Raw genomic sequence first — 24708 nt, 5'->3', positions numbered from 1 at the left:
TTGTCAGAGTGTAACATTTACGCCTACACTGTAGCCGGTGGCAGGGAAGAAGGATTTAGCATCTCCTCTTACACCTATAGTGGCAGTTTCCGGGTCGAGGTGCGCAGGAAGACTACTCCATGTCACCAGGTTTTCACCGGACAGGAAAACGTATAAGCCCTGCATTTTAATCCGCTCCAACATATGGGCGGGTAAATGATAACCCAGCCGCAGGTTTTTCAGTCGCGCGTATGCACCATTTAACAGGTACCTTGTTTGTAACACCTGGTTTTTGGCATTCATTTCCGCATTCAGATAGGGGCGTGCGAAGTAGGCATCTTTGTTTTCACCTAATCCTGCATATTTCCCTGCCGGCGCATCACGGTAGTAGTTGAGGTGGCCGGCAAATATGGAGCTTTGGTTAAGCGTGGTAAAGCCCCACATCATATTGGTAGTGCCGGTATATCCAACTGGAAGGTCACGTTTCCCGGTTCCCTGCAAGAAAAGGTTTAGTTCTATTCCTTTCCATGTTGCATTTAAAGTAAGCCCAAACTGGTATCTGGGAGTGAGATTGCCGATAATGCGCCTGTCCCCCGGATTATCCACCGTATTATTACCATTGCTGATCTTACCATCTCCATTTATATCCATGTATTCCATATCGCCGGTATTCCATTTTTGTCCGGAGATAGCCACCTGCGTTTTTTGCTGATTAATCTGGTCCGCTGTTTTCTGATCCATGATTAATCCTTTTGAAACAAAGCCCCATATTTCACCAATTTCCTGCCCGTTGTAGCTGGTAGTGAGTATCCTGGTGGGGTTATTAAATTTGCATACTACTGATTTGTAATCAGCCACCATTGCCGTCAGGCTATAATTAAAATCCTTTCCAATCTGATCTTTCCAGCCTAAGGTTATTTCCCATCCATCAGTTTTCGTTTCCCTGTTATTGGCTAGCGGGAGTGTAGGTACGCCAATAGTAGCAGGAACGGCTGCTTCAGGGCCCAGCTGGTTTTTAGTATGCCTTTGGTAAATGTCACCGGTAACGGTTAAACGATTTTTCAACAGGCTTATATCCAGGCCTAAATCCGCCATATTGGCCATTTCCCAGGTAATGTCCGGGTTAATGAGTCCCGGCGCAGTTACGTAGCTTGGCCTTGTTCCATTCACAATCCAGTTAAGATTTGTATTCACATCTAACAGCGGAACATCCTGATAGGGCGAGGCTGTTAGCTGATTACCCAATGAACCATACGAGCCTCTGATTTTTAAATGGTTGATTACCGGCGCGATATGTTTCCAGAATTTTTCGTTGGATACATTCCATCCGGCGGAAGCGGACGGGAAAAAGCCCCATTTCTTTCCATTTGCAAATTTGTAGGTGCCATCATACCGGGCATTAAATTCGAATAGGTAGCGGTGGTCGTAATTGTATTTAAATCTCCCAAAAATCCCCTGTGTAGCGTATTTGCCAATACTATCACCTGAGTACTGGATGCCGGTGGAAGTATTCATAACGGGTACGGAGGAGGTGAGTAAACCTGTTTTTGCTCCGTATACATAGTCGCTGCTGGCTAACTCTTGCTGAAATCCTGCCATAGTACTTAAATCGTGTCCGGGAGCGGGTGAAAAATTATAGGAGGAATAAAGATTAAAGCTCTGGTAAAATGTGAGATTGCGTGACTTTTCTGTATAAGCATTTTGCGTACTTCCGGAAACCCTGGGATTCCCGGCCACATCATCTTCATACACGGTATAATTTTTCGAATTGTATGCGGTATGCGTTATATCAAAACCATAATCGCCATTAATGCTCCAGCCTTTAACCGGATTGATCTGGACGGTGAACTGTTGTACGATATCATTAATAGTGATGGCATTGGTGCCTGCGTCTTTTGTCCAGGGAATTTTCGACTGTACCCTGTACACACCATTGGGTGATTTCAGGGGTTGGGACGGGAATGTTCTGGCTACCTGGTGAAATACCAGGTCGTAATTTCCCTGGTTATCGTAGGCCGGGGTAATCCGGGAGCTATTATAAAATCGTGTATTGGAGGAAAACTGCAGCCACCTGGTAAGTTTGGTAGCCAGCTTGGAAGTGAGGTTGTATCTTTTGTAATTATCCTCACCGATTTGCAATAAACCCCCATCGTTGGTATAGCCACCGGAAACAAAAAAGGTTAGTCCTGTATTGCCACCACTAAGAGATATATTATGTTGCTGGCGGTTGCCGTTGCCATAGAAAACATTAAACCAGTCATAGTTGGCATTGCCCAGGTAAACATCCCCCCAAAGGGCCAGATTGGCCGGGTTTGGAACTGTTTCAGGCGTATGCGCAGGATCCTGCATATACTTCAGGATGCGATCGATGGTTTCATTGGTATAAATAGGAGAGATGCCGGTGTTGTTGCTCGCTTCATTATACGCTTTGGCGGTGGTGTAGGCGTCAAGCATATGAGGCATGCGCAGCGGGGTAATCCGGGTAAAAATACCATCATATTCCACCCGCATTTTCTGGTCTTGTTTTCCGTTTCTGGTGGTTACCAGCAATACGCCGTAAGGGGCCCTGGCACCATATATGGCAGAAGCGGCTGCATCTTTTAAGACAGTAATATTAGCAATGTCATTGGGATTAAGTCCATCCAGGGAGGCCACCGCAATACCATCTACGATAATGAGTGGTGTGCCCTGGCCTCTGATCTGAATATGCATGCTGGCACCTGGTTCAAAGCCGTATACCCCAGGGGTAAAATTCATACCCGCTACCTTGCCCTGCAGGGCTTGCGTAAGCGTAGGGGTGGGGCGGTTAATCAACTCTTCCCCTTTTACCACCTGTACCGCGCCAGTGAGGTTTACTTTTTTCTGCGTACCATAACCCACAACCACCACAGATTCCAGTGAACCCGTGGATGGCTGTAAGGTTATATCCAATCCTAGTGTACTGTTGTCTTTTAATGTATAGCGGGAAAGCGTCTGTGTTTCAAATCCTATACTGCTGATGGTAATGGTATAACCATCTCCAGGGGCCACCGTTGCGGAAAATACACCCGATTCATTGGATGTTGCGCCGGTTACTGCTTTTGATTCCGCTTGCCGGATTAAAATAGTGGCGCCAATAATGGGATGATCGGTTGCATCATGCACAATACCTCGTACAACAGCTGACTTTTTCTGCGCCGCGAGGCTGCCGAATTTCAGTAGTGATGCCAGTATAATGATGCCTGCTGTTATATTAATATTTGAAGGTTGCGTAATTTTCATAAGGGCACTGTGGATTTGATTGGGCAAAACATGCTATTGACCAATGCTTATTGGTTTTAAAACCACCCTCTTTCAGGATAGCAGATGTATGTATGTTTTTTAGTTGGTAACGATGAATCCTGAATCAGTTTTGGTTATGCTCAAATTATTTGCAGCGGCTATGCGTGCAAGTATTTTTTCTATAGCGTCAGTTTTATTATATTTTCCAGTGAAATAAATGTCTTTCAATTGAACCTGGTTGTAATCGATATGGATGCCAAATGTTGCTGACAGGTTATTGAAAACACCTTCCAGCGGTTGATTCGTAAAATGATAATAAGTGCCGTCAAATTCACAGACAGCTTTGGTATTACCTGCGTTTGTAATGGATTTAACGGTGGCTCCCTGCGCATTATATATCAATTCCTGACCAGGTTCCAGGTAAATCGCCTCTTTTATTTTACTATCTGCTTTTCCTGGTTCTTCCACCACCACTTTGCTTTCATATAACCGGATGATAAATGACTGCTCAGACTTATTGTAATCTATCATAAAGGCTGTTCCCAGTGCCGTGGTGGTAATGCTTCCCGTGCGTACAACAAATTTTTTCGGAATGCCTTTCGCCACTTTAAAAGATGCCTTTCCATTCAGTACAATATTTCTGTCCTGCTGAAAGGGTTCCCTGTAGCCGATCTCACTATTAGCTGCCAGCGTCACCACTGACCCGTCGCTAAAGGATATGGTGGTATCTCTTTCCCGGATATTTTTAATTTGCATGCTGATAAAACCTTGCGTGGAGGGGGAGGTAATAGCAGTTGTAGGTTGCGATTTTTTTACTGTTATACCTTTCCACGCAAGTGATATTACCAACAGCAGCGAGGCTGCTACTCCACTGACCACCAAAAGCTTTTTATACCTGCCATTTTTATTTTCTGAAACAGATAGGGGTACATTTTCAGCCGGTTTGTTTGCCTGTATGGCTTGCTGGAATAATTCCCATTCTTCCTCTACATCAACATTCCTGCTGATGTGAGGTGCGCCGGCACTGTACCATGTATATCTAAATTCGTTGTAATATTTCATGTGTGCCGGATCGCTGTTCAGCCATTGCTCTATTTCCGTTATTTCACTGGCACTCAGTTCGCCGGTGAGATACCTGGTTAATAGTTCCTGGTATTTATCGAGATTTTCCATTCCGCTGTTTATTAAACGACTGAAAATTAAAATACCCTTACAGGGTATTAAAAAAAATTAGAAATGAAGGGAGACGTAGATGAATAAAAGGGTGGCAGGGTACATAAACCTGGCCAGTTTGAGCCGGAGTTTAGCCAGTGCTCTGCTCATTTGCGTTTCTACGGTTTTGGGAGAAATGCCTAGTTTGGTGGCGATTTCATGGTATTTTAAATGCTCATACCGACTCATTTCAAATATGGTGCGCATCTGGTCCGGCATTTCGGTGATAGTGGCATTAACATCGGTTAGCAGCTCTTTGTATTCAAGGTCCTCAAACCCGTCTGTATACACGTCTTTTTCAATGTATGAATAAATTTTTTCATGTTTTTGGTGTACACGGTGATGCTTTATCAAGTCAAGTGCTTTATTTGACACAATCTTTTGCATGTAGGATTTTAACTTCACATCCGGTTTAAGGCTGGCCCGGACTTCCCAGAGTTTGATGAAGGAGGTGTGCACAATTTCCCTGCACTGATCCAGGTCAAATCCATACCTGATCTGGCAATAAACGCATAGCGATACAAAATGCTCTTTGAAAAAAGCTTCAAAGGAGCCTTCCTTTTCGCTGAGTGTCTGAACAGTTACGTCAATTTTAATATCTTCCTGGTGCTCAAAATCCATGTTGCTATTGTATGCTTGCTGTGGTAATTATTTCGAATTCAAAGGACAATCGTAGTGGAATCAATTGATTAATACCTGGTAATATTGTTGGTGAAACTTAAAGTACTAACACATTTCTTTGATGAGTGCTGAATGAATAAGTACTGTTTTAGCTATTCTCTAATGTAAGGATTATTATTCAGTCCACTGCGTTGGTGCTATGCCGATATGGTGAGGTTGGAGTTAATTCATTGGAATTTATCAACTAACAAATAAATCCCTGGTTTGTTTGGGGGTAAATACATTAAAGTTAGACGGATTAGGTCCGTAAAATTTTCTCCATTTTCCGGCCTTTTGCCAGTTCATCCACCAATTTATCCAGATAACGGGCCTTTTGTGTCAGTGGGTTTTCTATCTCCTCTACCCGGTAACCGCAGATTACGCCGGTAATGAGATGTGCGTTGGGATTGAGCTTCGCACGCTCAAAGAATGTTTCAAATGTTACTTTTTCTGCTATCAGCGCCTCGAGTTGTTTTTTGTTGAAGCCGGTGAGCCATTGGATCACCTCCTGCAGTTCTTCCTCGGTGCGGCCTTTCTTTACCACTTTTTCGACGTAATGAGGATATACGGAGCCGAAAATCATTTTGGCGATGCGCTGGTCGTGGGTGCTGGAAGTAGCCATGGTGTATATACTGATGGTGCAGTATAAATATACTTCTTTCTGCCAAAAAATAACCTCAATGATACTGATGGTGTCTGCATATGGCCTCACCCACCTGGAACAGCAGTTCCTGGTCATTAAATGAGGAGGTATACACGGGTTGCAGTCTCTCATGGGAAAGGTTTTCCTCAAACAGCACTGCAGCGCCATCGATAAAGGCAGTAATCCTGGTTTGTTCGGCCGTACGCTCTATGACAACCGGAACCTTTTTTTCATCACCCTTGTAGACAAGTGTAACAACAAATTTTTCCATTTTCATAGCTGTAATTTTAGTTAAAATTACTATTGCCTGTGCTGCTGGAAACTGACACCGGTCAGGATCGAATATGATACCGGTTACTGATATTGAATATATATCGGTGCGGGGATTAGTTGCAGCACCTCCGCAGGTCCCATCAGGTGTTTGCCAACATTGACATCATTCTTGTAAAAGAGTTTGAATCCTGTGAATTCCACCGGCTCGCGGGATATATATGCGTTATAACTGTCCCGTTTTAAGGATGGCCCGCCGAATCCATCCATATTCATGACCACCTGCACTTGTGGCATCAGGGTAATATCCTGGTAATTGGTAACCATTTGCCGGGTAAACCTGTGTACCACCAGGATTTTGGGTGGCAGTTGATAATTCTTTACCAGTGCTGCCAGGTGGTTAATGGCGAAGTTAATATCATTGGCATCATATGTACCAATACAGGTACATGGTACCTGGAGATTTTTCATCGAGTATTCAGGATCTATGCCCAGATGTACCTGGGGCAGGCGCAGGTACTTGTCAAGGCGTGGGATTTCATCTTCTAAAGAACTAAGTCCGACCTGTATATCCAATATCACAATAGCATTCAGCCGGGCGGCCAGTTCTATTGCTTTGTCTATCTGTGCGTCCGGCATACGCGCACGGTATTTACCATCTGCGCCACCGGTTTTTTGTGCTGTTACTGCTATGTAATGCAATGCGGGCTGTACAGGGAGAACAGGGTCTGCAAGCTGCCAGGCCGTTACCTCCTGCTTCAGGCGGGATAGCATGCTATCGGGCGGCAACGCGCCCAAGATACCCATTTGGGAAGAATAGAAATTACCATAGTAAGCAACGATTCTTTTATAGGGAAGCAGGGCTCCGGGCAAAGGGGTAGAAGACGCTGCTACCCAATGATCACTGGGGCGTCCATTTAATAAATGCTGCCAGATCTGATGATTACGACTACTGTCGGGCTGTGCTTGTGCAGCTGCCATCCAGGTCGAAAGCAACAGTATAATAAGGGTGACCAATGGTACCCGGCCTTGCGAAGAATTACCTGCTTCCATTTCTTCAAATACCAGTGAGTGTTCACTGAGGTTATTCAGGCTTACTATCCCGCAAATTTGTTCTCCGGTCATTACAGGAAAGGCTTGCTCAGGATCGGCTGTTAACTGATCGATTACCTCATCCACGGGAGTTTCTGCCTGAAGTATATTTTTATTAGTGCGAGTAATACTATTCAACGTATTGTCTTTCGGATGGCCGGCCATTGCCTGGAACAGCATGGTGCGCGAGGCAATGGCGGGAGCGCCTCCGTGGTAAACAATGGCAAAGAAGCTACAGGGACTATGGATTATTTTTCTGGCAGCAGTTTGCAGGGGAAGGTCGCTGGGAAATGCCAGTACGTCTGTAGTCATAATTTCTCCAATTAACAGGCCCCGGGCATGGTGCCGTAAAAAGGTAAGTGTTTCCTCTGCTCTTCCGCTTAAAACGATAAAGAGACCAATCACTGCCAGCAACAGATTAAAATTTAACAGCCCGCCAATTATAAAGATGATGGCTATGCTTCGCCCAATAAACGCAGCGATGGCTGTGGCCCTGCCATAACTGGTGTAAGCAGCTATAATACCACGCAGTACACGACCTCCATCCATGGGAAAGGCAGGAATCAGGTTGAATATTGCCAGTAGCACATTGATCGTATGGATATATAGTAACATGTTACTGTTATCCAAATAACTAAACGTGTCCATAAACTGCCAGAAAGGAACATAATCTTTGATAAATGGCAGTAGTAGCAGTGCCAGGACAATATTCATCATTGGTCCTGCGAGGCTGATCATAATTTCCTGCACAGGCTTTTCTGGCATATGCTGCATATTGGCCATCCCGCCAATTGGCAGCAAGGTGATACTTTTTGTTTTGATGCCATAATGCGCTGCCATGAGGGCATGCCCCAGCTCATGTAAAACGATACAGATAAAAACAAGAGATATGCCAAGCATGGCCCATAACGTTTGACTAACAGTAGCTTGCTGGATGGTCATAATCAGCAATGTCCATACAATTATGAAAGGAAATGACCAGTGAATGGAGATGTCAATGTTTCGAATTTTGAAAAGAGTCAGCGCGGCTTTCATATTGTTACATTTATCTGCAAACTATCATAATCCCGGTATCCGGGGAATGATGTTTATCAAATGAAGGGAGGATTTATGTCAGTAAAATTGGGCGTGTTGCCTGACGGAAGTCATAAATCCCCATACCTGGCCTTCCTATATTCGTATTAGAATAAATACTTTGTGAAAATGACAAATAGCAATACTGCATCTGCAGATCTCCGGTTTGAAACAAAACTCACCTGGATGGAGGCTGAAAAAGGTATTATCACCTCAGATGCTGTGGCGGATACCATCCGGGTGAAAATGCCTCTTCACGCAGACTGTGTTTATGAACATTGGGGGGCTGTACATTTACTGTTGGGGGCCGTAAGCACCAGCTTTATGAGTGCTTACCTGTATCTGGCCAGTCAGCTGGGTGTGGTTGTTACCCATTTCTTTTGTCAGGCAGTGGCAATGGTATCTCCCGAAACAAATAAATATACTTTTACCAGGATTGAATTGTATACCAAAGTATTGGTTCCGGCTGAAACCTCCTTTGAAAAAGCGCACTATATAATGGAACGGACAAAAGTCAACTGTGTGGTGGCAAATAGCCTTAATGTAACTGTCATTTATCACTGTGAGGTAGCTTCGGATCCCAATCCACGTCAGTGAGAAAAAACTGTCTCCATTTTCCCGATTAGATAGGTGCCTGACCATGCACCGGACACCATCAACCTCCTGATCGTGTAAATCGGATACTCCTTGTCGGGGGCCTTATTCAACTGAAAAGCTGCTTTGAATCCAACTGCTTTTACTTCGGCGATCGCCGTTGAATCCCATATCCCATAAGGATAGGCGAGACTGATAACCGGTTTCCCTGTGAGTTGCTCCAGCTCCGATTTAGGCTTATTTAGCTGTTGGTGCCAGTTAATACTACCTTTCATCAACGGTTGATGATCCCAGGTATGGCAACCGATGAAATGCCCGGCAGTAGCCAGGGAACTTATTTGTTGGGCAGACAGATAACCTGCTTTATTTATGGTGACCGTCATTACAAAAAATACACCGGTAAATCCGAAATGCTTTAATGCCGGGGCTGCCAGTGTGTAATGCGTTGCATGGGAATCGTCAAAGGTAATCAGTACCGGGTGTGTGGGTAAAACTGCTTGTCCTTGCAGGTATGCTGCCAGTATATCCGGCGTTATGCTTTGATAGCCGTTTGCAGCCAGGGCTTGTAATTGCTGCTCAAATTGTGCCACACTGATATGTAGCAGGTCGTTCTTTTCATTTGTCCCTTCATAAATGTGGTGGTAACAAAGCACCGGAATTTCTTTTATTTCAGTTCCTTGCTGGCAAACAGCCGACAGGCTCCCCAGGAGGTATAATACAGTCAATAATATCTGTTTCATAGCTTTTACAGTTATTCAACATCACTGGGATATAATGTTATAATAATGCCTGCTTTTTCCAATCGCTTCATGATTTCCCTGCTGTAGCGATGGCTGAAGGTGGTTGCATTGCGAATATCTATGGCCGCTGATTGCAGGCTATAAATAAGCCGGCAGTCCCGCATATCATAGAAATTGGCTTCCCAGTAAAAAACTTTACGATTGTCTTTGGGGACAGAGCCGGTTGACAGCGTTAACTGGTAATATTGCCAGAAGTAGGTGTATTCCGGGTCCTGAAGCAGGTAGTAGTCAAACCAGCAGGGTGTTTCTTTGGTGTCTGTTATCCCGACATGCATGGTAATGATGAGGACGGCGTCTACCGCTGCATCCTGAAGACTCAGCACAGCTGCTTTTTCATCTTTTTCTTTTAAAATTTCATGATAGGGAGATGTGGAGGACTTGATGGCTGTGTGTCCCATTAATTCAAGCTTAGCCGCCAGGTTTGATTCCAGCTCACTGCGCCATTGCTGAACTGAGTCGGGCAGAATGCCCACGAGCAAAATGCGCCTGTATCTCGATGGAAGCGGATCCGGTGTATGCCACTCATTTGTTACATGTGTGGCTGTGCAGGCACTAATAACCATGAATAGTACGAACCATTGATACTTTTTCATTTGCCATGTTTTAATGGTGCTTTAACATCTACCTAAAGCTATAACAGTATAAGGAGGCAAAACATGACTGATAGCAGTACCCTGGTTGACAATAATCACTGAGCAGGATCATCTGTGTGGCTAACCGGGATCATAAATTAGGGTTAAGATGCAGGCTAAATTCGGGTATAATTCAACAGGTATGGCTGAAAATGCGGTATATGTTACAAAACGGAGTGGAGAAACAAAACTGTTTTCCGATGAAAAAGTGCGGGATTCCCTGCACAGGGCAGGAGCGGAAGAGGCAGTTATTGATGAAATAATGAAGGAAATTCATGAGCGTTTATATCCCGGGATATCCACCAGGGCGATTTACCGTACTGCTTTTAATATCCTGAAAGCGAAATCGCGTCATGTTGCTGCCAGATATAACCTGAAGCAGGGCATTTTTCAGTTGGGGCCGTCCGGTTTTCCTTTCGAAAAGTACATGGCTGAACTATTCATAAATGAGGGATTTCAGTCCAGCAATAATATCATTATGCAGGGTCATTGTGTCACACATGAAGTGGATGTATTGGCAACAAAAGGACCCCGTACGCTCATTGTAGAATGCAAGTATCATCATGCCGGTGGCACCTTTTGTGATGTAAAGGTGCCACTTTATTTTCATTCCAGGTGTGATGATATCATCCGTCAGCAGGAAGGGCGATCACCGGATTATGAAGGCTGGCTGGTTACCAATACCAGATTTTCTACGGATGCTTTGCAATATGGGAATTGTGCGGGCCTCCATCTGTTATCCTGGGACTATCCGGATAACAGGGGACTTAAAGATATAATTGACCGTACGGGTCTGTATCCCGTTACCTGTTTAACTACGCTGACAAGAGAAGAGAAATTCAGGCTGCTTGGAAAAGGATACGTGCTTTGCAACAGCTTATTATTGCAGTCGCCGGTACTGGAAGAGATAGATGTAGGCCAGGGGAGAAGAGGTGCCATAAGGTCCGAGCTGGAAGGCCTTTGCAAAAAGGTTACTGCATTTAAATGGGTATAAACATTTCTGATAAAAATTAAAATCAATCAAAATGAGCACTATGGTGAAGCCATCTGGCAGGTTATTATTATGGAATGCCACGTTGTTGGGAAAAGAGTTGCAGCGTACAATGATGATGCTGCCAGGGGTGGAAAAAGCCGTGCTGGCCGGTAGCCTCAGGAGAGGCAAAGATACAATAGGAAATATAGACGTGGTGCTACAGGTGCCATTATCGAACCGGCAACAGGTGCAACAGGCTGTGTTCGGATTACGGCAGGTTAGCCGGATTATTGAAAGTGATAGGTATGAGGTTCACTTTGTTGGAAAGTCCGGTGAAATTGTTAATGTGTATATGGCACAACCCTCTTCTTTTGGGGCAGCCCTGTTATACTACACCGGCTCTGCTTCACATAACAAAGCCCTGGCAGTTTTTGCTACTGGAGCTGGCTTGTTGTTAAATAAGTATGGCTTGTTTAGACGCAGTAATGGTGAACTGTTAGCAGGGGAAAGTGAAGAAGATATTTACCGGTTGTTGGGCCTTCAGTATATTCCCCCGGAATTGAGAGAGGATCAAACCGTGATCCCGAAAGCATCACAGGGTCAATTACCCCAACTGGTGTCCTTTAATGCCATCCGGGGAGATATGCAGGCGCATAGTACCTGGGCTGATGGCAATGAGAATATACCCACTATTGGCCGATATGTGCTGAATGCCTTCCCGCATTATGAATATATGGTCATTGCGGATCCATCTTCAGGAGAGTTTATGGCAAACGCTATGACTCCAGCCGACTTTCGGGAGCAGTTCAAAGAAATTGCAATGGTTAACAGCCATTTGGGATATGATTTTTTCAAAAAAGGAGTAGAAATTAACCTGTTGGAAAACGGCATGCCTGATCTTGCACTCTCCATATTACCGGAGTTTGATTGGGTTATTGCTACTGTACGTGACAAAGAAGTAAAAGATAAAACGGAGCGTTTGATGAAGGCATGTGACAACCCGCACATACACTGTATCGGGCATATTGGTTGGGTAGGCGGAAAGGGGCTGGATGCGTTTTCTATTGACTGGCGCCGACTCTTTGAAAAGGCCGCCGCTACCCATACTGCCATAGAGATAATTGCTTATCCTGGTCAGCAGGAGGTGGCTGATATGCTGCTGAAGACAGCCATAGAAATGGGTGTTTACCTTGTTATCAGTTCAGATGCGCATACATTGCGGCATTTTGATTATATGCAGGCCGGTATCAGTAAGGTAAGGCGGGGCTGGTGTAGTAGTAAACAGGTTTTAAATACACTGTCGTGGCAGGGCATAACGGCATTCAAACAGCTTAAATCTGCCTGTTAATACAAAAAGAGGGTACGGCCATAATAGTCGTACCCTTTTGGTGTTACAGTAACACGGGCAAAGGTGCGGGCCTGGTTTCCTGCTGCTGCTCTGCTGTCCTGATATTTTCAATGCCCTGCAGCAGCGCATCGGGGTTAAATGAAATACTATTTATTCCATGTGCTACAAGAAAAGTGGCGAATGATGGAATATCGCTGGGGGCTTGTCCGCATAGGCCGGCTTTTACGCCGCATTTTTTTGCTTTTTCGAGGAGGAGGCTGATCAACTGTAAAACAGCGGGGTCTTCTTCATTAAAGAGCGGGGCAACCAGCTGGGAATCCCTGTCAATGCCAAGTGTAAGCTGTGTAAGATCATTAGAGCCGATTGAAAAACCATCAAATATAGATGCAAACTTTTCTGCCTGCAAAATATTTGATGGAATTTCCGCCATCACATATACTTCGAAATCATGCTCTCCACGTTTTAAACCATGGCATGCCATAATCTCCAGAACCTGTATGCCTTCCTGCATTGTCCGGCAAAAGGGGATCATCGCTTTTACATTGGTAAATCCCATATTATTCCTGACCCGCCTGATAGCGGCGCATTCCAGTTCAAACGCCGGCTGGTACAACGGATGGTAATAGCGGGATGCGCCACGGAAGCCAAGCATCGGATTTTCCTCCAACGGTTCAAATTCTTTGCCTCCTAATAGTTGGGCATATTCATTGGTTTTGAAATCGCTCATTCTTACAATTACTTCCTTCGGATAAAAGGCGGCTGCTATAGTGGCAATACCTTCTGACAGGCGCTCTATAAAAAATTTACTTTTATCGGTATAATCCTTTGTTTGATTCTCTATAGCGCGTTTTGCCTGCGCGTCTTTCAATACAGCATGGTGAATCAATGCCATAGGATGAATACCGATATGACGGGTGATAATAAATTCCATTCGTAGTAGTCCTACGCCATTGTTTGGAAGTAGGGAAAGCTGGAAAGCCTGTTCCGGGTCACTGACGATTAACATCGCGTTAGTATGCTCAGGCATCTTCATCTCACTGAAATCGATGGTTTTCGATTCAATAGAAATAGCTCCGTCATATACATATCCCGTTTTTCCTTCGCAACAGGAAACTGTAATGAGTTGTCCGTCCTGTATGAGAGCTGTTCCATTAATAGTACCAGTGATAGCAGGCATTCCCATTTCCCTGGCCACAATTGCTGCATGACTGGTTCTGCCACCGCCGTTCGTAACTATGGCTACCGCTTTCTTAAATAGCGGATCCCAGTCAGGACTGGTATTGGCAGTAACAATAATTTCTCCCTTGTTTAGCCGTGCTGCATCGGCCGGAGAAGTGATCAGCCGGGCAATCCCGCTGACAGCCTGGGTGCCGATAGCATTTCCTGAAACAATAGCATTTCCTTTTGCAGACAGGCGGAACGTAGTAGCATTACCTGGAAGCTTTCTGGAATGGATGGTTTCAGGCCTTGCCTGAATTAAATATATTTTTCCATCGATGCCATCTTTGGCCCATTCAAAATCCATAGGACACTGATAATGTTGTTCCAAGGCAATTCCCCATTGTGCCAGGGCTGTTATTTCACTATCGGACAAAACATAGCGCTGCTGCTTTTCCACAGGGGTAGGCACGTTAATGGTACCATGATCGTCGTAGATCATCATCTCCTTTTTGCTGCCTTTATTCCGTTGGATAATGGCCTGTTTATTTTGCTGTAGTGTAGGTTTAAATACTAAATATTCGTCAGGAGAAACGAGTCCCTGTACGATGTTTTCCCCTAATCCCCATGTAGCTGTTATCAATACCACCTCCCGGAAACCGGATTCCGGTTCCAGGGTGAATCCTACACCTGAGCAGGCCAGGTCAGCTCTCACCATTTGCTGGACGCCCACACACAGTGCTACCTTATGATGATCAAAGTGATGATCTTCCCTGTATTTAATAGCTCTGTCAGTAAATAAGGATGCATAGCACTTTTTAACTGCTTCCAGCAATGCCTGCGTGCCCTGAATATGGAGATACGACTCATGCTGGCCGGCAAAGCTGGCATCAGGTAAATCTTCAGCTGTGGCACTACTTCTTACTGCTACTCCGATCGGGGTAGCACCTGACAGTTGATGGTATGCAACAGTAATTGCTTTTGCCAAATCCGCCGGCATAAAGCTGTTTAGGATCAGGGAACGTGCGGCAGCACCTACATCCGCCAGGTTAGTATAGTCCTTCCGATCGAGCGATCGCAGGAGGTTTTCAAGTCGGTCGCTCAACTTATTTTCTGCCAGGAAGTACCTGAATGCTGCTGCAGTGGTGCTGAACCCATCCGGAACCCGGAGGCCTTTACTTGCCAGGTTGGAGCGCATTTCTCCGAGAGATGCGTTTTTTCCACCTACCTCAGGTACATCTGTGAGCCTGATTGCTGAAAATGGTTTTACCAGCATGTTCATATTTATTTCTTTATACAATGTTCCTAAATATGGCAGTGCTTTTCGCTGACAGTGATCAACCAGTAACCTAATTTCTGTCAGGAGGGCTGGAATGAAGGCTGTGACAACAGTCATTGTTCATTATGATAAGTTTGCAGAAATTGATGGCAAAATTCAAAACATGACTGCTGTTTCCGAAAACGAAGGACCCAGGCTAAATGAGAATGGAATTGTTGGAGAAGAGGATAAATATTTCCTGGAAGGGCCTCGTTCCCGTTTCCTTGAATTGCTTTTTTTATTGCATATATGCTGGGAATTCCTTAGAGGATTCAGGGTATTCCATTTCAGAGGACCTTGCATAGCTGTATTTGGCTCTGCCCGTTGGAAAGTTACAACTCCCTGGTACGAAACTGCGCGCAAAGTGGGTGCTGGTATTGCCTCGATGGGTTTTAATGTTATGACCGGTGGTGGACCAGGTATTATGGAGGCGGCCAGCCGGGGCGCTAAAGAGGCTGGTGGGCATGCTTTGGGTTGTAATATTATATTGCCAAAGGAGCAGGTGCCTAATAAATGGCTGGACAAGGTATTCAATTGCCGGCACTTTTTTGTGCGTAAAGTATTAATGTTCAAATATTCATACGGTTTTGTCATCATGCCTGGCGGTTTTGGAACCATGGATGAATTTTTTGAGGCCCTTACGCTCATACAAACGCATAAAATTCTTAACTTCCCAATAGTATTGATGGGAAAAGAATATTGGGAGCCGGTAATGGCATTACTGCAGCAAATGCTGAAGGAAAATGCCATCGATGAGGCAGATCTTCAATATATTCATTATACTGACTCCGTGGAAGAGGCACTTCATCACCTACAACGATTCGCAAACGAAAAATACCGTCTCAGTCGCTTAAAAACTTTAAAGCGCCTGGTGTGGTTAGGAGAATAATTAAATATCCATACACAACTCTCCGAGATATGAGTACATCTGTGAATAGGACTAACGAAATATCTTCACAGCTTGAATTTTTCGGCGCCATTATGAAGGATGTACCCGGGCTTACCGGCATCAGACGGCTGGACGATGGTAGCCTGGTTTACCTCAGTTATGCCCAAATGGATTTATTTGCCGGGATAGATGAGCCGGCATTAATACAGTTAGTCAATCTGAATAAGTTTGGTTTAGATGAGAATGATGCCGACCGTCAGCAACAGCAGGAAAGAGAATGGATAGATCTTAACGGACAAAATTATACAGGCATTTACGAAAGTATTTCATTTCAGTATGATAATGTCGCTTACAGACTGTTCAGGCTTTCGGAGTCTCCCACCAGCTTCCTCCATCGTTTTGAAAAGGATCTTCAACGTTTCGGGGCCTTGTTCAACTATGCGAGCCTGGGTATACTGGTATCAAATGCCAGAGGGGAAATCACCATGATTAACAACTTTGCCCTACAGCAATTTGGTTACCAGCGGGACGAAGTTATAGGTCAAAAAGTGGAAATACTCTTGCCGCAAAAGTTTAAGGCCAAACATGAAGGACATCGGCAACACTATGTTCAGCATCCGCAAAACCGGCCTATGGGCATTGGTATGGATTTATTCGCTGTCCATAAGGATGGATCAGAGTTTCCTGTCGAAATCAGCCTCAGTCACTATAAAGACGATGAGGGAGCCTTTGTGATTGCCTATATCAATAATATCACTGAAAGAAAAAAGGCGGAAGAGAAAATTGAAAAATTAAATAATGAGCTGGAGCAGATGGTGGAGGAACGAACAGCCCAGCTTCGGATAGCACTGGAACAGTTAGAGGCTTCTAAGGAGGAGCTGACAATTGCGCTCAGCAAGGAAAAGGACCTGGGCGAATTAAAATCCCGCTTCGTATCCATGGCGTCACATGAGTTCCGTACCCCTTTAAGCACTATACTTTCATCAGCTTACCTGGCCAAACAATACTCGTCGGAAGCGGACCAGCCTAACAGGGATCGCCACCTGGATCGAATTGTAGTGTCTGTGGAGATGTTAACTACCATTCTGAACGATTTTCTGTCGCTTGGAAAAATTGAGGAAGGAAAGGTGGAAGTGAGGGAATCAACCTTCAATGTACAGTCACTTATACAGGAAGTGCTGGATGAAATGCAGGGGCTGCTGAAAGTTGGACAGTGGGTGGATTATCAACACAGTGGTGCGCTGGAAGCAACATTGGACCAAACTCTTTTTAAGCACATCATAATGAATTTGCTGAGCAATGCCATAAAATTTTCACCGGAATATAGCTGTGTTCAGGTATTTACTACCACTGGTGTTCAGGAACTTACCCTTGAAGTGATAGACAAGGGCATTGGAATGTCTGCCAATGACCGGCAGCACCTTTTTGAGCGATTTTTCCGTGCCGCAAATGCGGGAAATATTCAGGGGACCGGATTGGGCTTACATATAGTCAACAAGTATGCAGAATTAATGCATGGGGAAATACAGTGCGAAACGGAACTGGGCAATGGAACTAAATTTACCGTAATTATACCTACAAATTACCTGTAACTATGGCAAAAAAAACGATTCTATTAATTGAAGACAATCGCGAGATCAGGGAGAATACTGCAGAAATACTGACCCTTGCCGGATACCATGTGCTGGCAGCTGAAAATGGTAAGGTGGGAGTGGAGATGGCACTGCAATTCAGTCCCGACCTTGTGGTGTGCGACATCATGATGCAGGTGCTGGACGGTTACGGCGTATTGCATATGCTTCAAAAAAATGAAGTTACCCAGGATATTCCCTTCATATTCCTGACAGCCAGAACCGAGCGTGCTGATATTCGAAAAGGCATGGAAATGGGTGCAGATGATTACATTACAAAGCCATTCAGTGGCACCGATCTCCTTCATGCCATTGAAAGCCGGATAAAAAAGTCAGACCTCCGAACCCAGCACTTTCACACAAATCTTCATGGATTCAGCAGGCTAATGGAGGCTGCCACTGGCAAAAGCCCGCTACAGGAACTGGCTGACGGAAGAAATACAGAGAAATTCAGGTCCAAGCAAATCATTTACCAGGAGGGGAATCATGTAATTAATATATTCTACGTGCAAAAAGGAAAAGTGAAAACCTTTAAACGCAACGATGATGGAAAAGAACTGGTGACAGACCTTTACAATGAGGGTGACTTTTTCGGGTACGTGCCGTTGCTGGAAAATACGGTATACAGGGACACTGCACAGGCAATAGAAGATACGGAGATTGCGATGATACCGCGCGCAGAGTTTGAAGAACTGCTTAGTAACAACCGGGAGGTAACTGGGCAGTTAATGCGTTTGCTTGCCGGTAGTGTTACAGCGAAAGAGCAGCAGTTACTGGGATTGGCCTACAATTCCCTTCGCCGCAAAGTGGCTGAGGCACTGCTTTTCCTTAACAGGAAATACAATCAGCGTAAGGAAGTGCCTTTTTCGATTGGAATCAGCAGGGATAACCTGGCGACTATCGCTGGCACGGCAACGGAATCAGTGATAAGAACCCTCGCAGATTTCAGGGAGGAGAAGTTAATAGAAATCCGCGAAGGTTCGATTGTATTACTGAATGTAGAAAGACTCAGTAATATGCTGTATTGATTTACAATTGAAATTGACGGATATATTCATGAAATGTGGCCCGGAGCTTATCGAGATTTTCCTGGACAACAATAAGTTTTACTTCTAACTGTCTTTGTTTGTTGATAGCCTTACTGTATGGAATACTGTCTTCCTGCAGTAAATGTTCCTGCTCCCGGATTTCATGTCGGAGTAGCATGATTTGTTCATCCATTTGCAGAAGCCGATTATGAAAAACTTCTACCTGGCTAATGGCAACTCTCCCGTGATAAGTTTTCAGCAGCGCTACCAGTTGACTCTTAAAATCAATATTCTCGGACTCCAGTTGTTTAATCTGGGTCTTCCATGCTTTATTTTCTTCGATCAGGCTTTTTAATTTCAGATTCATTGATTCATTTTTCGGAAAATTAGGTTAACGTATATTTTTGCTGCCTGATGGAAGTCAGGTATTATAATGATAAAAATCAGGCTTACAGGTGTGCAATAAATACCGGTTGGCTAATCAGCCTCAATACCGATGTGGCATGACTGGGCTTGAAAAGATTTGAAAGCGTGCTCCGTCCGTAGGCGCCCATTACAATCAGGCTGTTTTTGCTGGTGAGCAAGAATTCCAGCAATTCTGCATTTGTATTTCCTTTCCGTTTAACGAAGTTTACGCTGCTGTAATGGTTGTTCATCCATTCTTTCATATTACTTACATCTTTATGGTCTGATTCCTTTCCGTTATTAACAGTAAATACCTGTATGGGCTGCTGTTTAAGTTCAGGAAAAAGATAAGTGAACTGCTTGATGGCAAAGATAGCAGAAGGGCTGCCATCATAGGTGAAAATCACCTGCTCTATCCCCTCAAAGCTCACCGGGGAGATCATTACAGGGCATTCTGCATCCAGCAATACATCCTTTACCAGTTTGGTAGGTACGGATTCACGTTGGTTAGCAAACGAGGTTTCAGCATCTATCAACACCAGGTCAGCATAACGGCTTTCCTGGATAATTTCCTGCAGCGGTACGCCCCGGTCGCGATGAATAGCAGAATTGATTCCTCTGCGTTCACACGCCTCCTTAAAATGTTTGATATTCATTTCACAGCATTGAGACTTCAGTTCATGGGTGTCCACCTGAGCAGTGGCGCCGCTTTCTGCTGCTTTTGATTTTAATGCGGATGGGGGGCGTTCTTCATATTCCAGGTTTTCGAGAAATATAGCCGTAAGTTTTGAATGGGTAAGATTGCAAAGAAAAGCGGCGAAGTCAAGCGCCTGGTAATTAAGAGACATGGCATCTGTTATAAATAATATCTTTTCCATAAAACTCGATTTTAGAGTAAAGGTATACCCGGGGCTTAGGATAAGTTATGATGGCTGTCAGTTGGTATTATGATTGTGAGTGTTTAAATCAGGATTAGCCGGATCACTGATGAGCATCATGGATCACCTGCTATATTCCACTTAGCTTTATGATCATAAAATTCGAAAAGATGGAGCCTGTTATAACAATCACACTTAACCCGGCCATAGATAAAACTACCAGTGTGCCATCACTGGAGCCTGATAAAAAACTAAAATGCACTCAGCCTGTATTTTCTGCCGGTGGAGGTGGTGTAAATGTGGCAAGGGCCATTTGCAAACTTGGCGGGAATGCTGCTGCCTTATATTTCAGTGGCGGGCACACCGGGAAGTTCTTCGGTGAACTGCTGGGAGCTGAAAAAGTCCCAGCTATTCCGATACTGATCAACGGTTATACCCGTGAAAATCTAATCGTTACGGATGAGCATACTGGCCAGCAGTACCGTTTTGGTATGCCCGGGCCTGAAATTTCTGCTACTGAATGGGCAACATGCCTTAGCCGGATCCGTGAAATACCACTCAGAAACAGGTTTGTGGTGGCAAGTGGCAGCCTGGCAGTAGGTGTGCCGCCTGAAGCGTTTGATACAATTGGACAACTGGTGAACGAAAGGGGAGGTCAGTATATTGTTGATACCGCCGGTAAGGGACTTTACCATGCAATACAGGGTGGGGCATTTTTGTTTAAGCCAAACCTGGGTGAGCTGGCTGCCCTGGCCGGCAAAAATAGGATTACCCTTGAGGAGGCTGCAGCAATAGCGAAGTTATTTATCGATGCGGGTAATTGCCAGTACATGGTAATTTCCCTTGGCCCTGCCGGTGCGATGCTGGTAAGTGCTGCTGGGGTAAGCCGTTTTAATGCACCTGAGGTGGAAAGGGTGAGCACAGTGGGAGCGGGTGATAGCATGGTGGCTGGTATTGTGCTAAAGCTGGCCCAGGGAGAAAATATTGATTCGGCAGTGAAATTTGGTGTCGCCTGTGGAACAGCCGCAACACTGAACCCCGGAACTACACTGTGTCACCCGGAAGATGTTCAAAAACTCTATCACTTGATGGATTAGTCCAATCACAGCATGCAAGCATGGTTCTTTCAAGGATGTGACCACTATCATACTCCTGCCTAACAGGTGTCATTTCATGCCGGGTCTAATAGAACTAAGTTTGAATTAATAAATACTTAGTTATGGAAATCTATGTTAGTGAAGAAGCCGTATTACAGGAAATTCAAAAAAAATTTAGTGAATTTTATCCGCACCTCCGGATTGAGTTTTATAAAAACCCGCATGATTTGAATACTTCCTGTCCTGATAAGGAATGGTTGGACAATTCCCTGCCTGTTGATGAGGTGCGAATTATCCATACTGCAGCCTGGATTAATATCAGCCCGGAAGTGACTACCGGTGCTCTCGAACAGGCATTTTACGATTTACTTGGCCTCAGTGTACAGATTTACAGGAAGGAGCGGGAGCACTGGATAGAAACTACCACTACTGATATATGGACGCTGGGAAAACAGGAGGAAGTGGCCAGGCGCGAAGGTAGTGTGGAAATTGTCCCTTCTCCCGATGATGTAAATGATGGGTTATGAAAAAAGTTCTACTGGTGGCTGACTGTATGTTGCTTTCAAAAGGAGCAGTCCGGTATGCATGCTACCTCGCTAAAATGAGCAGTTGTGGTCTTGCCGCTGTACTGGTAAAAGATGAGGATTTTATGGAAATGAGGCCGGAATACAAGAGTGTACAGTTTGAAAAAAACAGCGGCCAACTTCCAGTGATGCTTAAAAACGAGTCAGATATGCAAAAATTGGTGGAAACCAGCATGCATGATTTTCTGGCCCTTTGCGAAAAAGAAGGAGTTGCCGGATCCATCTATCACGCCGCTCCTGTAACACCGGAAGAAATGATTGAAGAATCCAGGTTCTCAGACCTGATTGTAGTAGATGCGGGTACTTTTCTTACAGATAAAATTGAACAAATACCGTCACCATTTCTGCAATACCTGCTCGCCAATGCTATTTGCCCGGTACTAATCACTCCACCTGTATTTCATCTTCCACAGGAGATTGTTTTTTGCTACGACTGGCACGACGATGCAATGGTGGCGATTAAACAATTTACTCTTTTGTTGCCTTTTTTCGGAGATAATAAAGTGACTGTGCTTATAGTCAAAGAAAACGGTGAGAAACACTCAGGAATGGTGCCCCGGATGAGAGACTGGCTGGGTAAATACTACAGCCAGGTAGCCTTTAGAGTTTTGGAGGGGGATCCTTATGATCAGCTGTTTTCCTACCTGATGAAAAGCCAGCGAACATTGGTTGTTATGGGGGCATATGGCCGCTCCATGATTTCCAGGTTTTTTTATCGCAGCCACGCTGACCTACTCATCAGATCATTAGCTTTCCCTATATTTATTGCGCATTCCTGAATGCGTTACTAACGCATTTCGCAACCTTCATATGCTCTTTTCCACTACTTCATATGTACAGTAAACACTGGAATCTTATGTTCATTCAATACTTCACTGATGAAACTCTGCCTGAAAAGTCTGGAAAATCCACTTCTTCCATAGGCACCTGCAATTAAAATCGGTTTAGTATACCCTTGCATCCAGGTGGTCAGATATTTTTTAGGGTCGGCCTCCAGTTGCTCCACTGATAAATTTGGAAAGTGCCGGTTCACCAATTCGGTTATATTTTGTTCTTCCGGAACAGCTTCTTCTTTTCTACTGCAATACACCAACTTTGCAGGGAGATGACATAGATATGGGAATAAACAGGCAAAACTTTTAATAGAGAAAACGGAGGATGGACTACCGTCATATGTCAGAATTAAGCTTTCCGGAAATGCTGCATTTTCCGGTATTATTATCACCGGACACTCTGAGATGTGTAATACATTACCCATTGTTTCGTCAGGGCCGGTTATTTTGATATCATCAAAGAAATTTTCTCCTGGAACTACCATTAAATCTGCGAAGCGTGTTTCCCGTTTTAATTCTGATAATGCAAAACTATTCAGGTTTTTATGAACTGTGCACTCCATGCCACTGTTAACGCAGGCCTCCAGAAACTTTTCGACTGCCGGTTCAACGGATGCAGCACCATATTCTTCTATCAGCGGAACATAGGGTGATGTTCCTGCAAAGGAGTAAGTGAGCTCCGGGCTTGGCAGGAAAATCCCTGTAAGCAGGATATGTTCAAGTGCATTTAATTTTTGGGAGAAATCAAAGGCAGATGGAGAAAAATTCTTACCATCAGTTGCCAGCAAAACTTTTTTCATGATTTAATAATTAATGTGTGAATAAATTATCTGCTATATGGGGAGAGCCTGTTAAAGCAGATGTTTAACAGGCAATGGTAAGGAATGAATGATACCGTAACCAGGCAACCAGACTTAATACTTATTTACAGTGTGCGATAAACAGTGGTGCATTGGTTGCCATTATCAGGTCATCGGCCATACTGGGGTCCAACCAACGGGAAAGGCCACTCCTGGCATAGGCTCCGAGTACAACCAGCGTATTGCTCCCCATTTCGTTTACATGTCGGATGATGAGATCTTCCGGGGTGCCTTTCAATACAGTATAGGAGGCATCCGGATAATGCCGCTTCATAAACTCTTTCATTAAACGGCCATCAGGCAGGTGCAGATCTGTCCGTGGTTTCTTCACTGTCAGTACTTCTACCGGAAGGTGTTTTGTTTCCGGTAACAAATAATTCAGCATACGAATGGCCTGTACAGATGCGGGTGTAGCATCAAACAATATTACCACCTTAAAGATGGGCTGATATGGTTTAGGCACCGTTAACACGGGGCAGGCTACTTCGGCCAGTAGATGCCGCATAAAATGCGATGGCGTATCCTCGTTTGCATACGCAAAGGATTCATGCATGTCGATTATTAGTAAGTCCGCGTACACACTTTCCAGTAGTAGTTCGCTAATGGCATAATTTTTACTTCTGTGCACCGAATAATTTAAACCGGCTTCCTGGCAATTGGCTTCAAAGCGCCCAACGGCAGCGTTTCGTAATGATTCATCATGTTCTTCCAGAGCGCTTACGTGGTGTGGAGTAATCATGCCTTCCTCCCCAACCAGTTCACTGATCCCGTAACTGTGATAACTGAAATCTTCCAGAAATACTCCTACCAGGTGGGAGTGGTCGTTTTGGGCGATTGCGATAGCGTAATCAAGAGTGTTCTGGCGGAACCGCAGTCCGTCCAGTACTACTAATATCTTTTTCATGCCATTTAGTTTAGAGGGTGACGGGGGGCGTGGAAAATGCTATGCACACCCAGGAATTTTGCTTTCAGAAATAAGATAAATGCTGCAAATGCCAGGATTAAAGTAGATGGAAAGGCTGATCCGGCTCCCAGCGGAGCAATTGCCAACAGGAATAACATCGCTGTTACAAGGCCTGCCTTCATCAGCTCAGTTCTGCCGCAGATGGCGGCAGCAGTAAGTAGCTGGACAATTCCAATACTGACAACAATAACGGTAATACTATTCCTGAATGCGCCATAAATAAAGTCCTCATATATCCTGAAAACGGCGGTGTTGCCGAAGTAGAGATAGGACTCCGGGGTACGTATGGCGGTTTGAATATTATAAATGCCAGCCAGGAGGAATATGGCGGAAAAAAGTATGCGTGCTACGTTAGGCCACCTGATTGCTGTTACCAGCATAAATATACTGAGGAGGTTTGCGATCAGGTAACTGGTGGTGAAGATATTGCCAGACATAACTTTAAAATTTGACAATACTAAACTAAGTCGATAATTAAGTACCTCAAATGATGCTGGTCACACCGCCGCCTGATTCAGATCAGGT

23 protein-coding genes are annotated in these 24708 nt (G+C 44.6%); 9 read left to right on the top strand and 14 right to left on the bottom strand.

Translation table 11 applies throughout. The features are described 5' to 3' along the window. Nucleotides 1-3: 3 nt before the first annotated feature. The 6 genes from BUB18_RS11165 to BUB18_RS11140 form a co-directional block, all read right to left on the bottom strand. Nucleotides 4-3240 (bottom strand): SusC/RagA family TonB-linked outer membrane protein, encoded by a 3237-nt coding sequence (locus BUB18_RS11165; protein ID WP_073080771.1) that lies wholly within the window; start codon nt 3238-3240, stop codon nt 4-6. Nucleotides 3241-3339: 99 nt separating this feature from the next. Then, nucleotides 3340-4413, bottom strand: coding sequence for a FecR family protein (locus BUB18_RS11160; protein WP_073080769.1), 1074 nt, complete (start codon nt 4411-4413; stop codon nt 3340-3342). Between the two features lie 57 nt (nt 4414-4470). Continuing rightward, a complete protein-coding gene (locus tag BUB18_RS11155) occupies nt 4471-5073 on the bottom strand; it encodes an RNA polymerase sigma-70 factor (protein ID WP_073080768.1) in 603 nt (200 codons plus the stop codon). A gap of 298 nt (nt 5074-5371) precedes the next feature. Further along, on the bottom strand, nt 5372-5851 hold the full coding sequence (locus tag BUB18_RS11150; RefSeq protein WP_245805654.1) for a DUF2200 domain-containing protein: 480 nt from the start codon (nt 5849-5851) through the stop codon (nt 5372-5374). Further along, nucleotides 5790-6032, bottom strand: a complete 243-nt coding sequence (locus tag BUB18_RS11145) for a hypothetical protein (protein ID WP_073080766.1) — start codon at nt 6030-6032, stop codon at nt 5790-5792. Before BUB18_RS11145 ends, BUB18_RS11150 begins: the two co-directional genes overlap by 62 nt. Before the next feature lie 77 nt (nt 6033-6109). Next, a complete protein-coding gene (locus BUB18_RS11140; RefSeq protein ID WP_073080764.1) occupies nt 6110-8152 on the bottom strand; it encodes a site-2 protease family protein in 2043 nt (680 codons plus the stop codon). 168 nt (nt 8153-8320) lie between these two features. Here BUB18_RS11140 and BUB18_RS11135 point away from each other — a divergent pair, with 168 nt between their 5' ends. Continuing rightward, nucleotides 8321-8788 (top strand): OsmC family protein, encoded by a 468-nt coding sequence (locus tag BUB18_RS11135; protein ID WP_073080763.1) that lies wholly within the window; start codon nt 8321-8323, stop codon nt 8786-8788. Here BUB18_RS11135 and BUB18_RS11130 read toward each other — a convergent pair. Together BUB18_RS11130 and BUB18_RS11125 are read right to left on the bottom strand one after the other, a co-directional pair. After that, nucleotides 8782-9525 carry a polysaccharide deacetylase family protein gene (locus BUB18_RS11130; RefSeq protein ID WP_073080761.1) on the bottom strand — a complete coding sequence of 248 codons (744 nt, stop codon included), beginning with the start codon at nt 9523-9525 and terminating at the stop codon, nt 8782-8784. The genes BUB18_RS11135 and BUB18_RS11130 overlap by 7 nt on opposite strands. Before the next feature lie 11 nt (nt 9526-9536). After that, entirely contained in the window at nt 9537-10178 is a 642-nt protein-coding gene (locus tag BUB18_RS11125; RefSeq protein WP_073080759.1) for a hypothetical protein, read from the bottom strand. Nucleotides 10179-10326: 148 nt separating this feature from the next. Here BUB18_RS11125 and BUB18_RS11120 point away from each other — a divergent pair, with 148 nt between their 5' ends. After that, on the top strand, nt 10327-11211 hold the full coding sequence (locus BUB18_RS11120; RefSeq protein WP_218588027.1) for an ATP cone domain-containing protein: 885 nt from the start codon (nt 10327-10329) through the stop codon (nt 11209-11211). A gap of 40 nt (nt 11212-11251) precedes the next feature. Continuing rightward, nucleotides 11252-12538, top strand: coding sequence for a DNA polymerase III (locus tag BUB18_RS11115; RefSeq protein ID WP_178372121.1), 1287 nt, complete (start codon nt 11252-11254; stop codon nt 12536-12538). A 43-nt stretch (nt 12539-12581) separates the two neighbouring features. Here BUB18_RS11115 and ppsA read toward each other — a convergent pair whose 3' ends face one another. Next, entirely contained in the window at nt 12582-14978 is a 2397-nt protein-coding gene (gene ppsA / locus BUB18_RS11110) for a phosphoenolpyruvate synthase (RefSeq protein ID WP_073081320.1), read from the bottom strand. 91 nt (nt 14979-15069) lie between these two features. Between ppsA and BUB18_RS11105 the strand changes: the two genes are divergently transcribed. The 3 genes from BUB18_RS11105 to BUB18_RS11095 are packed head-to-tail and all read left to right on the top strand — an operon-like array spanning nt 15070 to nt 18562. After that, nucleotides 15070-15903 carry an LOG family protein gene (locus BUB18_RS11105; protein WP_245805653.1) on the top strand — a complete coding sequence of 278 codons (834 nt, stop codon included), beginning with the start codon at nt 15070-15072 and terminating at the stop codon, nt 15901-15903. Between the two features lie 29 nt (nt 15904-15932). Further along, nucleotides 15933-17495: a PAS domain-containing sensor histidine kinase gene (locus tag BUB18_RS11100; protein WP_245805652.1), complete on the top strand. Its 1563-nt coding sequence runs from the start codon at nt 15933-15935 to the stop codon at nt 17493-17495. A gap of 2 nt (nt 17496-17497) precedes the next feature. Further along, nucleotides 17498-18562: a response regulator gene (locus tag BUB18_RS11095; RefSeq protein WP_073080756.1), complete on the top strand. Its 1065-nt coding sequence runs from the start codon at nt 17498-17500 to the stop codon at nt 18560-18562. A 1-nt stretch (nt 18563) separates the two neighbouring features. Here the strand turns inward: BUB18_RS11095 and BUB18_RS11090 are convergent, their stop codons facing one another. Beyond that, on the bottom strand, nt 18564-18929 hold the full coding sequence (locus tag BUB18_RS11090) for a hypothetical protein (RefSeq protein ID WP_073080754.1): 366 nt from the start codon (nt 18927-18929) through the stop codon (nt 18564-18566). Between the two features lie 82 nt (nt 18930-19011). Next, complete coding sequence (locus BUB18_RS11085) at nt 19012-19845, bottom strand: universal stress protein (protein ID WP_073080752.1); 834 nt, start codon at nt 19843-19845, stop codon at nt 19012-19014. Nucleotides 19846-20015: 170 nt separating this feature from the next. On the opposite strand from BUB18_RS11085, the gene BUB18_RS11080 reads away from it, so the two are divergent. The 3 genes from BUB18_RS11080 (at nt 20016) to BUB18_RS11070 (ending at nt 22305) form a co-directional block, all read left to right on the top strand. Then, entirely contained in the window at nt 20016-20942 is a 927-nt protein-coding gene (locus BUB18_RS11080) for a 1-phosphofructokinase family hexose kinase (RefSeq protein WP_073080751.1), read from the top strand. 122 nt (nt 20943-21064) lie between these two features. Continuing rightward, on the top strand, nt 21065-21469 hold the full coding sequence (locus tag BUB18_RS11075; RefSeq protein ID WP_073080750.1) for a hypothetical protein: 405 nt from the start codon (nt 21065-21067) through the stop codon (nt 21467-21469). Then, nucleotides 21466-22305: a universal stress protein gene (locus tag BUB18_RS11070; protein ID WP_073080749.1), complete on the top strand. Its 840-nt coding sequence runs from the start codon at nt 21466-21468 to the stop codon at nt 22303-22305. The genes BUB18_RS11075 and BUB18_RS11070 overlap by 4 nt, the downstream gene beginning before the upstream one ends. Before the next feature lie 44 nt (nt 22306-22349). On the opposite strand, the gene BUB18_RS11065 is transcribed toward BUB18_RS11070, so the two are convergent. The 3 genes from BUB18_RS11065 to BUB18_RS11055 all read right to left on the bottom strand — a co-directional run bounded on the left by BUB18_RS11065 (nt 22350) and on the right by BUB18_RS11055 (nt 24620). Beyond that, the gene (locus BUB18_RS11065) at nt 22350-23159 is read right to left on the bottom strand and encodes an adenine nucleotide alpha hydrolase family protein (RefSeq protein ID WP_073080748.1); all 810 of its coding nucleotides are present in this window, start codon (nt 23157-23159) and stop codon (nt 22350-22352) included. 121 nt (nt 23160-23280) lie between these two features. Next, the gene (locus tag BUB18_RS11060; protein WP_073080747.1) at nt 23281-24123 is read right to left on the bottom strand and encodes an adenine nucleotide alpha hydrolase family protein; all 843 of its coding nucleotides are present in this window, start codon (nt 24121-24123) and stop codon (nt 23281-23283) included. A gap of 5 nt (nt 24124-24128) precedes the next feature. Next, the gene (locus tag BUB18_RS11055; protein ID WP_073080746.1) at nt 24129-24620 is read right to left on the bottom strand and encodes a hypothetical protein; all 492 of its coding nucleotides are present in this window, start codon (nt 24618-24620) and stop codon (nt 24129-24131) included. Nucleotides 24621-24708 lie beyond the last annotated feature (88 nt).

It is taken from the genome of Chitinophaga jiangningensis, assembly GCF_900142605.1.
In the GTDB taxonomy this organism is placed as follows: domain Bacteria; phylum Bacteroidota; class Bacteroidia; order Chitinophagales; family Chitinophagaceae; genus Chitinophaga; species Chitinophaga jiangningensis.
This window is presented reverse-complemented; position numbering and strand designations above follow the sequence as displayed.

Coding starts and splice junctions, on each gene's coding strand:
- BUB18_RS11165 (WP_073080771.1), bottom strand. CDS start 3,240: ATGAAAATTACGCAACCTTCAAATATTAATATAACAGCAGGCATCATT.
- BUB18_RS11160 (WP_073080769.1), bottom strand. CDS start 4,413: ATGGAAAATCTCGATAAATACCAGGAACTATTAACCAGGTATCTCACC.
- BUB18_RS11155 (WP_073080768.1), bottom strand. CDS start 5,073: ATGGATTTTGAGCACCAGGAAGATATTAAAATTGACGTAACTGTTCAG.
- BUB18_RS11150 (WP_245805654.1), bottom strand. CDS start 5,851: ATGACCAGGAACTGCTGTTCCAGGTGGGTGAGGCCATATGCAGACACC.
- BUB18_RS11145 (WP_073080766.1), bottom strand. CDS start 6,032: ATGAAAATGGAAAAATTTGTTGTTACACTTGTCTACAAGGGTGATGAA.
- BUB18_RS11140 (WP_073080764.1), bottom strand. CDS start 8,152: ATGAAAGCCGCGCTGACTCTTTTCAAAATTCGAAACATTGACATCTCC.
- BUB18_RS11135 (WP_073080763.1), top strand. CDS start 8,321: ATGACAAATAGCAATACTGCATCTGCAGATCTCCGGTTTGAAACAAAA.
- BUB18_RS11130 (WP_073080761.1), bottom strand. CDS start 9,525: ATGAAACAGATATTATTGACTGTATTATACCTCCTGGGGAGCCTGTCG.
- BUB18_RS11125 (WP_073080759.1), bottom strand. CDS start 10,178: ATGAAAAAGTATCAATGGTTCGTACTATTCATGGTTATTAGTGCCTGC.
- BUB18_RS11120 (WP_218588027.1), top strand. CDS start 10,327: ATGCAGGCTAAATTCGGGTATAATTCAACAGGTATGGCTGAAAATGCG.
- BUB18_RS11115 (WP_178372121.1), top strand. CDS start 11,252: ATGGTGAAGCCATCTGGCAGGTTATTATTATGGAATGCCACGTTGTTG.
- ppsA (WP_073081320.1), bottom strand. CDS start 14,978: ATGAACATGCTGGTAAAACCATTTTCAGCAATCAGGCTCACAGATGTA.
- BUB18_RS11105 (WP_245805653.1), top strand. CDS start 15,070: ATGAAGGCTGTGACAACAGTCATTGTTCATTATGATAAGTTTGCAGAA.
- BUB18_RS11100 (WP_245805652.1), top strand. CDS start 15,933: ATGAGTACATCTGTGAATAGGACTAACGAAATATCTTCACAGCTTGAA.
- BUB18_RS11095 (WP_073080756.1), top strand. CDS start 17,498: ATGGCAAAAAAAACGATTCTATTAATTGAAGACAATCGCGAGATCAGG.
- BUB18_RS11090 (WP_073080754.1), bottom strand. CDS start 18,929: ATGAATCTGAAATTAAAAAGCCTGATCGAAGAAAATAAAGCATGGAAG.
- BUB18_RS11085 (WP_073080752.1), bottom strand. CDS start 19,845: ATGGAAAAGATATTATTTATAACAGATGCCATGTCTCTTAATTACCAG.
- BUB18_RS11080 (WP_073080751.1), top strand. CDS start 20,016: ATGGAGCCTGTTATAACAATCACACTTAACCCGGCCATAGATAAAACT.
- BUB18_RS11075 (WP_073080750.1), top strand. CDS start 21,065: ATGGAAATCTATGTTAGTGAAGAAGCCGTATTACAGGAAATTCAAAAA.
- BUB18_RS11070 (WP_073080749.1), top strand. CDS start 21,466: ATGAAAAAAGTTCTACTGGTGGCTGACTGTATGTTGCTTTCAAAAGGA.
- BUB18_RS11065 (WP_073080748.1), bottom strand. CDS start 23,159: ATGAAAAAAGTTTTGCTGGCAACTGATGGTAAGAATTTTTCTCCATCT.
- BUB18_RS11060 (WP_073080747.1), bottom strand. CDS start 24,123: ATGAAAAAGATATTAGTAGTACTGGACGGACTGCGGTTCCGCCAGAAC.
- BUB18_RS11055 (WP_073080746.1), bottom strand. CDS start 24,620: ATGTCTGGCAATATCTTCACCACCAGTTACCTGATCGCAAACCTCCTC.